Origin of the sequence: Prauserella marina (assembly GCF_002240355.1) — a bacterium.
Lineage (GTDB): Bacteria > Actinomycetota > Actinomycetes > Mycobacteriales > Pseudonocardiaceae > Prauserella_A > Prauserella_A marina.
This window is the reverse complement of the sequence record NZ_CP016353.1, coordinates 3,211,415-3,224,202: the sequence shown is the minus strand read 5'-3', so window position 1 is coordinate 3,224,202 and position 12,788 is coordinate 3,211,415. Positions and strand designations below refer to the sequence as shown.

12 protein-coding genes are annotated in these 12,788 nt (G+C 68.8%); 4 read left to right on the top strand and 8 right to left on the bottom strand.

Going from position 1 to position 12,788, the window contains the following annotated elements; all coding sequences use genetic code 11:
* The gene (locus BAY61_RS15095) at positions 1 to 654 is read right to left on the bottom strand and encodes a response regulator transcription factor (RefSeq protein WP_170140184.1); all 654 of its coding nucleotides are present in this window, start codon (positions 652 to 654) and stop codon (positions 1 to 3) included.
* A complete protein-coding gene (locus BAY61_RS15090; protein ID WP_245866123.1) occupies positions 651 to 1,784 on the bottom strand; it encodes a sensor histidine kinase in 1,134 nt (377 codons plus the stop codon). The genes BAY61_RS15095 and BAY61_RS15090 overlap by 4 nt, the downstream gene beginning before the upstream one ends.
* A gap of 163 nt (positions 1,785 to 1,947) precedes the next feature.
* Between BAY61_RS15090 and BAY61_RS15085 the strand changes: the two genes are divergently transcribed.
* From BAY61_RS15085 to BAY61_RS15075, 3 genes are all read left to right on the top strand, one after another.
* Positions 1,948 to 2,475, top strand: a complete 528-nt coding sequence (locus tag BAY61_RS15085; protein ID WP_091804145.1) for a YceI family protein — start codon at positions 1,948 to 1,950, stop codon at positions 2,473 to 2,475.
* A 65-nt stretch (positions 2,476 to 2,540) separates the two neighbouring features.
* Positions 2,541 to 3,131: a hypothetical protein gene (locus tag BAY61_RS15080; protein WP_091804143.1), complete on the top strand. Its 591-nt coding sequence runs from the start codon at positions 2,541 to 2,543 to the stop codon at positions 3,129 to 3,131.
* 284 nt (positions 3,132 to 3,415) lie between these two features.
* Positions 3,416 to 4,042 (top strand): vitamin K epoxide reductase family protein, encoded by a 627-nt coding sequence (locus BAY61_RS15075; protein ID WP_091804141.1) that lies wholly within the window; start codon positions 3,416 to 3,418, stop codon positions 4,040 to 4,042.
* 74 nt (positions 4,043 to 4,116) lie between these two features.
* Here the strand turns inward: BAY61_RS15075 and BAY61_RS15070 are convergent, their stop codons facing one another.
* The 5 genes from BAY61_RS15070 to BAY61_RS32905 all read right to left on the bottom strand — a co-directional run bounded on the left by BAY61_RS15070 (position 4,117) and on the right by BAY61_RS32905 (position 10,537).
* On the bottom strand, positions 4,117 to 4,770 hold the full coding sequence (locus tag BAY61_RS15070; protein ID WP_091804138.1) for a maleylpyruvate isomerase N-terminal domain-containing protein: 654 nt from the start codon (positions 4,768 to 4,770) through the stop codon (positions 4,117 to 4,119).
* A gap of 231 nt (positions 4,771 to 5,001) precedes the next feature.
* Complete coding sequence (gene nrfD / locus BAY61_RS15065) at positions 5,002 to 6,009, bottom strand: NrfD/PsrC family molybdoenzyme membrane anchor subunit (protein WP_091804135.1); 1,008 nt, start codon at positions 6,007 to 6,009, stop codon at positions 5,002 to 5,004.
* Positions 6,006 to 6,947 (bottom strand): 4Fe-4S dicluster domain-containing protein, encoded by a 942-nt coding sequence (locus tag BAY61_RS15060; RefSeq protein WP_091804132.1) that lies wholly within the window; start codon positions 6,945 to 6,947, stop codon positions 6,006 to 6,008. The genes nrfD and BAY61_RS15060 overlap by 4 nt, the downstream gene beginning before the upstream one ends.
* A gap of 5 nt (positions 6,948 to 6,952) precedes the next feature.
* Complete coding sequence (gene fdh / locus BAY61_RS15055) at positions 6,953 to 10,204, bottom strand: formate dehydrogenase (RefSeq protein ID WP_091804129.1); 3,252 nt, start codon at positions 10,202 to 10,204, stop codon at positions 6,953 to 6,955.
* A 39-nt stretch (positions 10,205 to 10,243) separates the two neighbouring features.
* Positions 10,244 to 10,537 carry a hypothetical protein gene (locus BAY61_RS32905; protein ID WP_110057697.1) on the bottom strand — a complete coding sequence of 98 codons (294 nt, stop codon included), beginning with the start codon at positions 10,535 to 10,537 and terminating at the stop codon, positions 10,244 to 10,246.
* 172 nt (positions 10,538 to 10,709) lie between these two features.
* On the opposite strand from BAY61_RS32905, the gene BAY61_RS15045 reads away from it, so the two are divergent.
* Positions 10,710 to 11,339, top strand: a complete 630-nt coding sequence (locus BAY61_RS15045; protein WP_091804126.1) for a class I SAM-dependent methyltransferase — start codon at positions 10,710 to 10,712, stop codon at positions 11,337 to 11,339.
* A gap of 15 nt (positions 11,340 to 11,354) precedes the next feature.
* On the opposite strand, the gene BAY61_RS15040 is transcribed toward BAY61_RS15045, so the two are convergent.
* Positions 11,355 to 12,758 (bottom strand): FAD-binding oxidoreductase, encoded by a 1,404-nt coding sequence (locus BAY61_RS15040; protein WP_091805179.1) that lies wholly within the window; start codon positions 12,756 to 12,758, stop codon positions 11,355 to 11,357.
* Positions 12,759 to 12,788 lie beyond the last annotated feature (30 nt).

Here is a 12,788-nt window from a genome sequence, read left to right as displayed (position 1 = left end):
TCAGCACAGCCCGGCGTCGTGCATCAGCAACGCGATCTGCGTGCGATTGCCGACGTCGAGCTTGGCCATGACCCTGGTCATGTGCGCTTTCACCGTCGCGACGCTGACGCGAAGGCGCGCGGCGATCTCCGCGTTGGTCTTTCCCTGACCTACCGCGAGCGCGACCTCGTGCTCGCGGTAGGTCAGGGCGGCGAGAGCCGACCGGGCCCGCTCGTAGGCGCCTGCCTCGGTCGCCGCCCGCTCCATCAAGCGCCGGGTGATGCGGGGCGACAGGATCGGGTCCCCCGCCGCGACCGTGACGACGGCGTCGACGAGGTCCGCGGGTGGCGAATCCTTCAGCAGGAAACCCCCCGCTCCCGCCCGAAGCGCCCGAAGCACGTTCTCGTCGGCGTCGAACGTCGTCAGGATGACGACCTCGGGAGGGTCGGCTCGCGCGCGCACCTGCTCGGTCGCGCTGATCCCGTCCGTTCCCGGCATCCGGATGTCCATCAGCACGACGTCGACAGGGTGGGCGTCGAGCACGCCGCGGACCTCGGAGCCATCACCAGCCTCCGCGACGACCACGATGCCAGCGACACCGTCGAGCATCAGCGTCAGCCCCGCTCGCACGAGAGCGTCGTCGTCGACGACGAGCACCCTCACCGGGGAGGTCATGCCGGCCACGGCAGCGAGGCGTGCACGCGGAACTCGCGTGCCGTCTTGTGGTGGTCGAGGGTGCCGCCCGCGAGGCGGACCCGCTCGGTGAGCCCGACCAGACCGGTCCCCTTTCCGTCGCCGCCCCGGCCGGTGCCGAGCGGATTGCGTATCTCGATGTCGAGCCCCGTACCCGCCGAACCGCGCAACGACACCCGCACCGGCTCGCCGTGCGCGTGCTTGCGGGCATTGGTCAGCGCCTCCTGCACGACGCGGTACACCGTACGTCCCGTCGGCAAGGGCACCGTGTCCGCGCCGCGCAGCGTGTCGTGCAGGTCGACGGGCGTTCCGATGGCCTCGCTCTCGGCGATCAGCGCGGGAAGGTCGGCGAGCCCGGGCAGCGGCGAGCGGGAAGCCGTCCCGCGCTCCTCGTCTTCCCTCAGCACGGCGATTACCCCCCTCAGCTCGTCGAGTGCCTGGTGCACTCCCGCCCTGACCACCCCCGCCGCGTCGGCGAGTCGTTCCGGAGCGTGGTCGGTGCGATATTCCAGCGCCCCGGCGTAGGTCGCCACCAGCGAAAGCCGGTGAGCGAGGACGTCGTGCATCTCCCGCGCGATGGCGGCGCGCTCCGCCGCTCGTGCCTCGGCGACCCTCCTGCCCTGTTCCTCCTCGGCCCGCCGCGTCCTCTCCCGCAGCGACGCGATGAGCGCACCATGTGCCTTGACCAGCGCGCCCCACGCCACGAGCGCGGCTTGGCTGACGCCGATGAGCACCACCCACCAGCCGAACGGGAGGCCGGAGACCGGGAGCCACAGTCCCCGCAAGACATGGGTGCCGAGACCGGCGAGGGCGACCCCGATCGCGACCGGCAGCGACCGGGTCCTCGCCACCTCCAGGGTCCCGATACTGGCCGAGGGAGTGACGGTGGGCGCGAACATCGCCAGCACGGCAAGGGTGAGCGCCCCGGGCACCGGCCTCACGAACACCAGGAACAGCCCCGCGCAGGCGAGCACACCCAGCGCAAGGTCCGCCGCGAAAGCCAAGCCCCTGACACCGGAAGCCCACTGGCCGTAGGCCGTCGCGGCGGTGAGCAGCCCGACGGCGACGACCAGCGGCACGCGGTGCCTGCCACGGACGAACGCGTTGTGCACATCCGTGACCATACGGCCGAGCCGGCCTTCACCGGTATCGACCAAGGTCTATGTGCCGCCCTGCTCCGGTCGATGCCGGTCTCGTCCTCCGGCCGATGCGCGAACCCACCGGGGCGGCCGATGGTGGGAACATTCAAGGACCCCAGCAGAAAGGGACGTCGTCATGGCATCCGTGAGTACACCCGACATCGTGATCCCCGCCCCGGGCGGCTACCGGATCGATCACGGCAACTCCTCGATCTCGTTCACCACCCGGCACCTCTTCGGGCTCGCGCCCGTGCGCGGCACGTTCGAACTCAGGGAAGGGCACATCGAGGTCACCGATCCGGTGCACGACTCGTCGGTGACCGCGACGATCGCGGCGAACAGCTTCCACACCGGACTGTCCACACGCGACTCAACCGTGCGGTCGGCGCAGTACCTCGACGTGGAACGGCACCCGGACATCACGTTCGTCTCGACGGGGCTGGAACACAGCGACGGCACGTGGATTCTTCACGGTGCGCTCACCGTGCGAGAAACGACCTCGGCGTTCGATCTCACCGTCACCGGGGCGAGTGCCCACGAAGGGCGGCCGCGCATCAGCGCCACCGGCACCGTCGACCGCTACGCGTTCGGCATCACCGCGATGAAGGGCATGACGGGCAGGCATCTCGTGCTGACGGCCGACCTGGTCGCCACGCCCCGCTGACGGGTTTGGAAAACCCGTGCGGCGAAAGGGCATCGGCGGCGACGTCCGCGTGCCACGATGACCGGATGAGGTTCCGGAGCAGGCGCAGGGCGGCGAAGCGATTCTGGGCCCACCACGCTCGCACCGAGGCCCGCATCCGGCACAGCGCGGCCGAACTGCCGCTGTTCGGCCGAACCGGTTGGCCGGGAAGGCGGATGACGGGCTACTGGGCCTTCGCCGAGGACGGCGCGCTCGTCACCGCCGGCCTCGCACACGGTGATCCGGGCGGCACCACCACTCCGGAATTGTTCGTGTTCACCACTCGCAGGGAACCGGCCCAGCTCGTCAACGACTTGCGGCTGGGCCATTCCCTACCACTGGGCCGGTTCGAAGGGACCATGGCCGCCGGGCCGCTCAAGGCGACCCAGCGGCTGAACCTCCCCGGCTCCGAAGCCACCGGCGAGATCACGATCGTCGTCGACGCGACGCCCCGGGTGTTCCGGCTGTGGGACGACGAGGAATGGTGGCAGGCCGCGCACCAGCTCTCGCGGGCGCACGCCATCGTCCTCGACGGCAGGCTGCTGGCACCAGCCGACGTCGTGCTCGGCAGGGTGCACGACATCGAGCCCTACCTCGACGGCCACCGCGCGTGGATCAGGGCGCGGCACCGCGAGTGAGCACCCTGCGGCACGCGGGCCGGCACACCACTCAGCCCTCGCGGACGGCTGCCGCCGCAGCCACCATCGCCCGCAACGCGGCCTCGGTCTCCGCGTAACCACGGGTCTTGAGCCCGCAGGCGAGTGGTCGTAGACCTGCCATGAGCAATGAGGGGCGTCGTCCCCCGATCAGGGCAAGGGGAACTCGCGGCGTACCGTGAAAGCGACGGAATTCACTGGGACGGCGGAGTGACGGCGAGGTCTGGCCTGTTTGCCGGTGTGCCAGAACGAGAGGATCACCGAACATGGCCCCGACCGCAGCGGACGACGCGGTTGCCGAGGACACCGGAGTACGCGTCCGGCTGATCACGGCGTGGGTGCTGGCCGTCGGCGGGCTCGTCGGCTTCGCCGCGTCGTTCGTCCTGCTCCTCGAACGCATCGCGCTGCTGGAGAACCCCTTCTATCAGCCGTCGTGCTCCATCGACGCCACGCTGTCGTGCGGATCGGTCATGCAAAGCGCGCAGGCCGCGGCGTTCGGGTTCCCCAACCCGGTCATCGGGGTCGGCGCGTTCCCGGTCGTCACGACCATCGGTGTCGCGCTGCTCGCCGGTGCCAGGTTGCCGCGCTGGTTCTGGCTGGGGCTTCAGGTCGGCACGCTGTTCGGGGTCGGGTTCATCCACTGGCTGATCGCGCAGAGCCTCTACGACATCGGAGCACTGTGCCCGTACTGCATGATCGTCTGGGCGGTCATGATCCCGATCTTCTGGTACACCACGGTTCACAACGTGGTCGCGGGCAATCTGCGGTTCGGCGACGGAGCCGCATCAGCCCTCGGCCGCCATCACCTCGCCCCGCTGCTGTTCTGGATGCTCATCGTCGTCGTCCTCATCGGGCAACGGTTCTGGTCCTATTGGACGAGCCTGGTCACCTGAGGCCCGACCCGCCGGCCGCGCGTGTCCCCCGTCCAGAACGGCGAGATCCGCGTCGGCCGAACCGGCCAGTCCGGTCAGCCGAGTGCCAATGGCAACCGTGCAGCGAGGTCTCCCAGCGCGGCCATTTCCTCGCCGGTGGCCGAACGGCGGCCCGTCAAGACCAGCAGCGCGTCCTTGTCGGACAACGACAAGGGAAGCGCCGAGCCGACGATCCTCTCCAGCGTGGAGCGAGCCGCGGCCAGCGTCTCCTCCGGTGGCCCTGCGACCGGCGACAGGTGGGCGATCAGGTCGAGGTGGTGCAGCGTCCACTCCAGAACGTAGGCGGTCAGGTAATCGCCCGCCGTCAGCACCATGTCCCGCGTACCGACGGTGGCGGAGCGGTCCGCGAGCACGGCGGCGCGGCCTGCGGCGGACCCGACGTCGTCGAGGTGGAACCGGAGCAACTCCGGGTCACCGTAGGCCGCGGCCAGCCTCGGGATCAGCGCGTCGAGCGGATCGTCACCAGTGGGAGGGTCGACGAGTTTCCAGTAGCCGGCCGCGTCGGCGGTCGGCTCGGCATCGACGGGAGTGACCAGCGTGATCAACACGTCCTGGGCGTCGATGACCAGGTGACACACCAGGTCTCGGACGAGCCAGCCCGCACAGCCAGACGGGCGTTTCCAGTCCTCGCCGGACAGCTCGTCCACTGCCGCGCGCAAGGCGTTCCACGAACGGGAGAAGAGATCCACGCGGGAACCGTAGGCCGGGCACCGGAGCGAGGCAACGCGAATTCGGTGACCATGCCACCGAGGGTGGCGTGCATTCCCGCTGCGCGGCCCGCTTCCGGTGACCCGAGGTTCGCGTACACCGCGCCGTCTCTTCCGCCGACCCGATCGCGACATGCGACAGGTGAGCGCGCGTCTCACCCGCCCGAACGCGGATCTCGGCGTCCTGGACGGGGGACTCGCGACGGGTCGGTGTCAAGCGGGGTCGCGCTCACGTTCAAGACGTTCGCGCTGGGGACGTACCGTGTATTTCGGGTCCTCGGCGGAAGCCACACCGGCGTGGAAGAAGCCGAACCGCGTGCACGCAGCACCGGCCAGCGACGCGAGCCCGCCCACGGCCGCGACGGCCCTCGACTTCCTGCCGAGCACACCGCCCACCACCGCGCCGGCGACGGTCAGCCCTTTGGCCGCGCGCATCAGCTTGCCCGCTGTGCCCTGACGCAACGGCTCAGCCGACAACCCCATTCGCCGCTCCATCAGGCTCGTCGCGCCGAGTTCGAGCGCACCACCCACGATGGTGGCCTTGCGGGCAGGGGCCGCCTCACCCGGCGGCGCGATCAGCAATCCCCAGCCGCCAGCCGCGCTCGCGGCCGAACCGGCGAACACGAACGGCAGTTCCCGATAACCGTCGTGCCACGTTGGCACGGCGGTGTCGGCCATCAGCGGCGCCGTGTAGGCCGCGACCGCGGGCCCGAACATCCCGGCTCCGATGGTCGCGGCCCTGCCGATCCCCGGCAGCAGACCGGTGACCTCCGTCAGCGCGGCGATTCCGGCTTGCGGACCGTACCCGGCGAGAATCCACGACCCCACGCTCATCGGTGAACTGGGTTTCACGGTGCGCAGCATGTTGACGAACCGCATGGGCCTGCCGAGGTCGTGGATCAGCGCGTACAGCGAACCGGACACGGCAACGAGTGCGCCCGCCTTGCACCCGCGAGCCAGCGCCCGCCTCCCGGTGAGGTCGGCACCGGCTGCCATGACCGAGGAGGCTCCGGCGAGACCGCCGAGAAACAGGTAGCTCGCGATGTCGGCCGCGGCCCACGTCGGCTTGTTCAGTACGGGTTTCCCGTAGTACGAACCGAATTTCGCGTCGGGGACCATCGCCTGCTCTGCCTTGCGCCGCCGTCGTCCACGTGCTCCCGTCATGGCCTCTCGCTCGGGCGGCGCGGTCGCGTCGGCCGCGCGCGGGTCGATGCCGGTCATCGTTTCCTCCAGGAGAACGGTTTCCTGACGAACGCCGCGGCGAGCCCCGCCAGCAGGGTCGCGGCCGCGAGCCCCGCGCGCTTCCACATGTCGGGCAGGTCGCGCGTGGTGACGACGGGATCGGGTGGCAGCCCGTATGCCTCGGGTTCGTCCAGCAACAGGAAGAACGCGCCGGTTCCGCCGACGCCATCACCGGGATCGTGGCCGTACAACCGCGCGTCGGTGATCCCGGCGTCGTGCAACTGCCGGACGCGGGCATCCGCGCGAGTACGGAGTTCGTCGAGTTCGCCGAACTGGATGGAGTCGGTGGGACAGGACTTGGCGCACGCCGGTTCCTGTCCCGCACCGAGCCGGTCGTAGCACAGCGTGCACTTCCACACTCGCCCGTCGTCGGCACGCTGGTCGATGACACCGTAGGGACACGCGGGAACGCAGTACCCGCAGCCATTGCAGATGTCTTCCTGCACCACGACCGTCCCGAATTCCGTGCGGAACAGCGCGCCGGTCGGGCACACGTCGAGACAGGCGGCGTGGGTGCAGTGCTTGCACACGTCCGAGGACATGAGCCAGCGAAACTCCGACCGTTGCTCCTCCCCCGTCTCCTCGCCCGGTTTGGTCATCGCGGGCAGTCCCAAGTCGACGGTCCCGGCCGAGGCGGCCGTGTTCTGCTGGGAGCCGAGCGGCTTGCGTTGCTCGATGAACGCGACGTGCCGCCAGGTGTCGGCGCCGAGGCCCTCGGTGTTGTCGTAGGACATACCGGTGAAGGTCAGCCCGTCGTCGGGGATTCCGTTCCATTCCTTGCAGGCGACCTCACACGCCTTGCAACCGATGCACACGCTGGTGTCGGTGAAAAAGCCGTATCGTGGCGGCGGATCCTCGTAGCCACCGTCGTGCGGAGGGTCGTCGCTGGTGAGCAGATCGCGCAGATGGGATGTCATGCCGGTCAGACCTCCGTCCCGGTTTCGCTCGTGATCCCCGCGAGAAGCTGGTATGAGCGCACGAGTTCGGGCAGTGCGGGGCCCCGGGGCCTTCGCCCTGGCCGGATGTCGGCGCCGAACGCCTTGACCTCCTGGATGTGGGCGCTGGGGTCGAGCGCGATCGAGGACAGCTCGTTGGCCGCGTCGCCGGTGCTCAGCCCGTTGGGGCCCCAGTGATAGGGCAGCCCGATCTGCTCGACGATCCTTCCGTGCACGCGCAGCGGCGTCATCCGGTCGGTCACCAGCACTCGTGCCTCGATGGCGTTGCGCGGCGTGATGATGGTGGCCCATTCGCCGTTGCGCAGTCCCTGGGTCGCCGCCAGTTCAGGGGACACCTCGCAGAACGCCTCCGGTTGCAGTTCGGCGAGGTAGGGCGTCCAGCGCGACATGCCGCCGGCCGTGAAGTGCTCGGTGAGCCGGTAGGTGGTGACGACGAACGGATAGACCTGACTACCGTTGGTCGTGCCCGTGGGCTGGTACCGGTTGTGCTCGTGCGGGTACACGAGCCTCGCCGGGTTGCGCTGCTGCCGGTAGAGAACGTTGGGAAACGGCGAGTCCTGCGGCTCGTAGTGCGCGGGAAGCGGGCCGTCCGCGATACCAGCCGGTACGAACAACCAGCCCTTCCCGTCGGCCTGCATGATGAACGGGTCCACTCCGGACAGTGCGGCCACTCCGGTCGCGTCCGGTCCAGGACGGTAGTCCGGCGATTTGTCCGCCTCGAAATCCGGGGTGTCGTATCCGGTCCAGCAGCTTGCCTCGGCGTCCCACCACACGAGCTTCTTGCGCTCGCTCCACGGTGTTCCATCGGGTCTCGCCGACGCTCTGTTGTAGAGGATGCGCCGGTTCGCGGGCCATGCCCAGGCCCATTCCCGCGCGACCCAGTCCTGTTCCATCGCCGGTTTGCGGCGGGCTGCCTGGTTGACGCCTTCGGCGTACACGCCGCAGTAGATCCAGCAGCCGCAGGCGGTCGAGCCGTCCGGCCGCAACTGGGTATAGCTCGACAGCGGGTCGCCGTCGTGGTTCCAGCCGTTGATCTCGGCGAGCACCGCCTCGGCGACCGGTTCCCTGTTTGCCCCCTGCGTCGGGTAGTCCCAGGTGAGTTGCTGGACCGGCCGGTCGATCTCGTCGGTCGAACCGGCGAGCTCATCACGGATCCGCAGGCCAAGGTGGTACATGAACCAGAGGTCGCTGCGACAGTCGCCACTCGGCTCCACCGCCTCGTGATGCCATTGCAGCATGCGGTTGGTGTTGGTGAAGCTGCCCGCCTTCTCCGTGTGCGCGGCCGCTGGAAAGAAGAAGACCTCGGTGTCGATGTCCTCCGTGCGCAGCTCTCCCGTTTCGATCTCGGGACCGTCCCGCCACCAGGTCGCGCTTTCGGTGAGGTTGAAGTCGCGCACGACGAGCCATTCGAGATTGGCCATGCCAAGCCGCTGCATCTTCGCGTTGGCCGAGCCCACAGCCGGATTCTCGCCCATGAGGAAGTAGCCCTTGCAGCGTCCGGCTATCTGTTCGAGCACGGTGTCGTAGTGCGCGTGGCTTCCGGTCAGCCGTGGCAAATAGTCGAAGCAGAACTGGTTCTCCGGTGTCGCCGCCGGGCCCCACCACGCCTTCAGCAAACTGACCACATAGGACTCCATCTCGGCCCAGAACCCCTTTTTCGCGGCGTCGGCCTCGACGAACTCGCGCAGATCCTGGCCGTGATGGGCATATGGCATGGGAATGTAACCGGGCAGCAGGTTGAAAAGAGTCGGGATGTCGCTGGAGCCCTGGATGCTGGCGTGCCCTCGCAACGCCTGGATGCCACCGCCCGGCCTTCCGATGTTGCCGAGCAGCAACTGCAACACCGAGGCCGCCCTGATGAACTGGGAGCCCGTCGTGTGCTGGGTCCAGCCGACGGCGTACACGAACTCGCTGGTGCGCTCTGGCCCCGAGTTCGCGACGAGGTCCGCGCAGACCTCCTCGAAGGTATCGCGGGGAATCCCGCACACGTCCTGCACCATTTCCGGGGTATAGCGGGAGAAGTGCCGTTTGAGAATTTGCAGCACACAGCGAGGGTGGGTCAGTGTCTCGTCGCGGTGCGGGCTCTCCCCGCCCAGCGCGATACCTCCCGAGCCCTGCCCCTCACCGGCACCGGTCTCCGCGAAGTCGGAGTCGATGCGCCGCCCCGGAGTCCGGTCCCGTTGCCCCGAAGCGGGCGCGACGGTCGTTCCCTCGTAGGACCAGGTGTCGAACGCGTAGTGTCTGGTGTCCTCGTCGAAACCGGAGAAGAGGCCGTCGAGATCCTCGGTGTCCTGGAATTCCTCGCCGACGATCGTCGCCGCGTTGGTGTAGTCGAGAACGTAGTCCCGGAAATAGGATTCGGTCTGGAGTACGTGGTTGATGATGCCGCCGAGGAAAGCGATGTCGGTACCCGCCCGCAACGGCACGTGCAGGTCGGCCATGGCACTCGTCCTCGTGAAGCGGGGATCGACGTGGATCACCTTCGCGCCCCGTGCCTTGGCCTCCATGACCCACTGGAAGCCGACGGGATGACATTCGGCGAAATTGGAGCCCTCGATGACGATGCAATCCGAGTGCTGGAGGTCCTGCATGAACGTCGTCGCGCCACCCCTGCCGAACGAGGTGCCGAGCCCGATGACCGTCGAGCTGTGGCACACCCTGGCCTGATTTTCCACCTGCACCACGCCCAGCGCCGTGAGCAGCTTTTTGATCAGGTAGTTCTCCTCGTTGTCGAGGGTCGCCCCGCCGAGGCTCGCGATGCCCATCGTCCGGTTCGTACGGCTGCCGTCGAGTTCGGCCTGCCAGGTTCGCCGCCTGGTTTCGATGATCCGGTCGGTCACCATCGCCATGGCGGTATCCAGGTCGATTTCCCGCCATTCGGTGGCTTTCGGCGCGCGGTAGAGCACTCCGGTCCGCCGTCCGGAGCCGGTGGTGAGCTGTAGCGTCGCCGCGCCCTTGGGGCACAACCGCCCCCTGCTGACCGGCGAATCGGGGTCGCCTTCGACGTGCACCACCTTGTCGTCCTTGACGAACACGTTCTGCGCGCAGCCCACCGCGCAGTAGGGGCAGACCGACTTCACCACTCTGTCGGCCGTGCGGGTGCGCGCCGAAAGCGCGCGACTGGCAGCCGAGCGCGCGGCGGCCGCCTTGCCCGCCCTGTCCGTTCCGTTCAACTGCCGGTACACCGGCCAGGAGCCGATCCACTCGCGAAACCCCACGGCCAACCTCCTCACCCGTAGCGGCGGTGCCACGACGGTTCAGCGGGTCTCCCACGCGGCGGCCTGCATCTGCGGATCACCAAGCGCCCTGTGGCGCAGCCACGTCATCACCTCGGCGTGTTCGGTGGGGTTGTGCGAATTGGGCTGCACCAGCGACTGACTGTGTGACAGCAACAATTCACGCCGGGCGCCCGCGACGGTGTCTCCACCGTCGGCCGGTACACCGGTGCGGATGAGGTAGGCCGTGCCGGGCGAAATGCCGAGGCGTCTCGCGACGGCGACGTAGTCGAGCCCCTGGCCGAGCAGGCGCGTGATGGTCGCTGCGCTTGGCAACCCGCACCTCCCTCGACCGACATGGACCTCCTTGGCCGTACCCGGTGCCGCCGCCCGGCAAACCCTCGTTCCACCACAGCCGTCTCAGCAGGCACGACAAGCGCGGGCGAATCACGGCACGCACCGGTAACCTCGACCTCAGGTGGCCGAGCGGCGAAAAGGGAGCCACGGCATGGATTCTTCGGTACCACGTTCCCCGTTCGACGATGCCTACGAGGGGGCGGGCGCGCCGTGGATCATCGACGAGCCACAGCCCGCGATCGTGGAACTCGAACGGCGGGGCGAGATCCACGGCGCGGTGCTCGACGCCGGGTGCGGTATGGGCGAGCACACGATCTACCTGGCCGAACGCGGCTACGACGTGGTTGGCGTGGATTTTTCGGTCCCTGCCATCGACAAGGCGCGCGCCAATGCCGCGCGGCGCGGGGTCACCGCGCGGTTCGACGTCGCCGACGCGACGAGGCTGACCGGCGGGCCAAGATTCGACACGGTCGTGGACAGCGCGCTGTTCCACGTGTTCGGGCCTGCCGAGCGCGTCGCCTACACGGGCAGCCTGCACGGGGTGTGCGTTCCGGGAGCACGCGTGCACGTACTCGCGCTGGCCGACACCGAACCAGGGCTGGGGCCGCAGATCAGCGACAGCGTCATCCGCGAGGCGTTCACGGACGGCTGGGAACTGGAAAACCTGCGGCCGAGCACGTACCGGGTCGTCGTCGGCGAGCAGGACGCGCGACGGCTCGGCCTCGCCGAAGGCACAACCGCCGACATGGCCGCGTGGCTGGCCAGAGCCCGCAGGCTCTGAGCAGCCACGCCTGGTTCACCGCGACGGCTGGATGTTCTGGTTGAGGCTGAACAGGTTGGTGGGGTCGTAGCGGTCCTTCACCTCGACGAGCCTGCGATAGGTCCCGCCTGGATAGGCCGCACGCGCCCTGTCCGCGCTGCCCTCACCCGTGAAGTTGACGTAGGTGGCCGCGTCCGGACCCAGCATCGAGGTCACGCCTTTCGCCCAGTCGACAGCCTCGCGGTAGCCGCTCGCCGTTGCCGTGCGGGCGATGACGTTGACGATGTAGTCGTGATCGCGCACCGCGAACGCGGTCGCCTCCGGCGGTGTCTTCGCCATCGCGCCGCCGAGATGGTGCAGGTGGATCTCGCACAACCCGTTGGGGATCTCGGCGAATCCGGTGTGCAACGTGTCCAATGCGGACTTGTCGGCGGTGCGCAGGAACGACGACCGGAAATAGTTGTGCAGGCCCCTCGGGTACAGCGGGTCGAGCGCCTGCTGCCACGCCGTGTACGGGTGCGGCGCGAACACGTCCGCGATCACCGTTCCGAGCGACCGGAACGGCTGGGTCGCCTCGTCACCGTGGCTTCCCTCACCGACCCAGCAGCCCGCGATCGCGACGACGGGCTTGCCGTGAACGGACTCCGGAAGGAACGGCAGCGGTGGCGCCGTCGTCATGTTGACCAGTGTCGTCAGGTTGTCGGGTGCCTGCGCGCAGGCGAGCGGATAGCCGCGCAACACCGATTCGGCCTCCTCGGCCGGATAGAACACCAGTCCTGAATAGACGGTCCGGCCGATGTCGTGCAGCCGGTAGTCGAACGAGGTGACGACACCGAAGTTTCCCCCGCCGCCCCGCAACGCCCAGAACAGGTCGGGGTTGTGGTCGTCATCGGCCCGCAGGTAGCCGCCGTCGGCTGTCACCACGTCGGCGCCGATGAGATTGTCCATGGTCAGCCCGTACCGGCGCACCAGCCAGCCGATGCCACCACCGAGCGTGAACCCCGCGATCCCGGTCGTGGAAACGAGACCACCGGTGACGGCGAGGCCGAAGTTCTGCGTCTCGGCGTCGACGTCCCGCCACAGGCAGCCCGCCTCGGCGCTCACGGTGCGCGAACCGACGTCGACCCGCACGCCCTTCATGGCGGCAAGGTCGAGCACGATGCCGTCGTCGCAGGTGGAGAACCCGGGAATGGAGTGTCCTCCGCCGCGCACCGCGAGCGGCAAACCCTCGCTGTGGGCGAGCTCGACGGTGCGCGTCACGTCGGCCACCCCGGCGCACTTCGCGATCAACGCGGGCCGCCGGTCGTGCGCCGCGTTCCACACGGCGCGTTCGCGCTCGTAGGTCTCGTCTCCGTCCCGCACGACGGTGCCGCGCAATGCCGCGGCGAACTCGCCGAGCGTCGCCTCCCCGACGTGTCTGGCACTGTGGTCGATGGTCATGATCACCCGCTCCTCTTGGTCTTTCCGGCA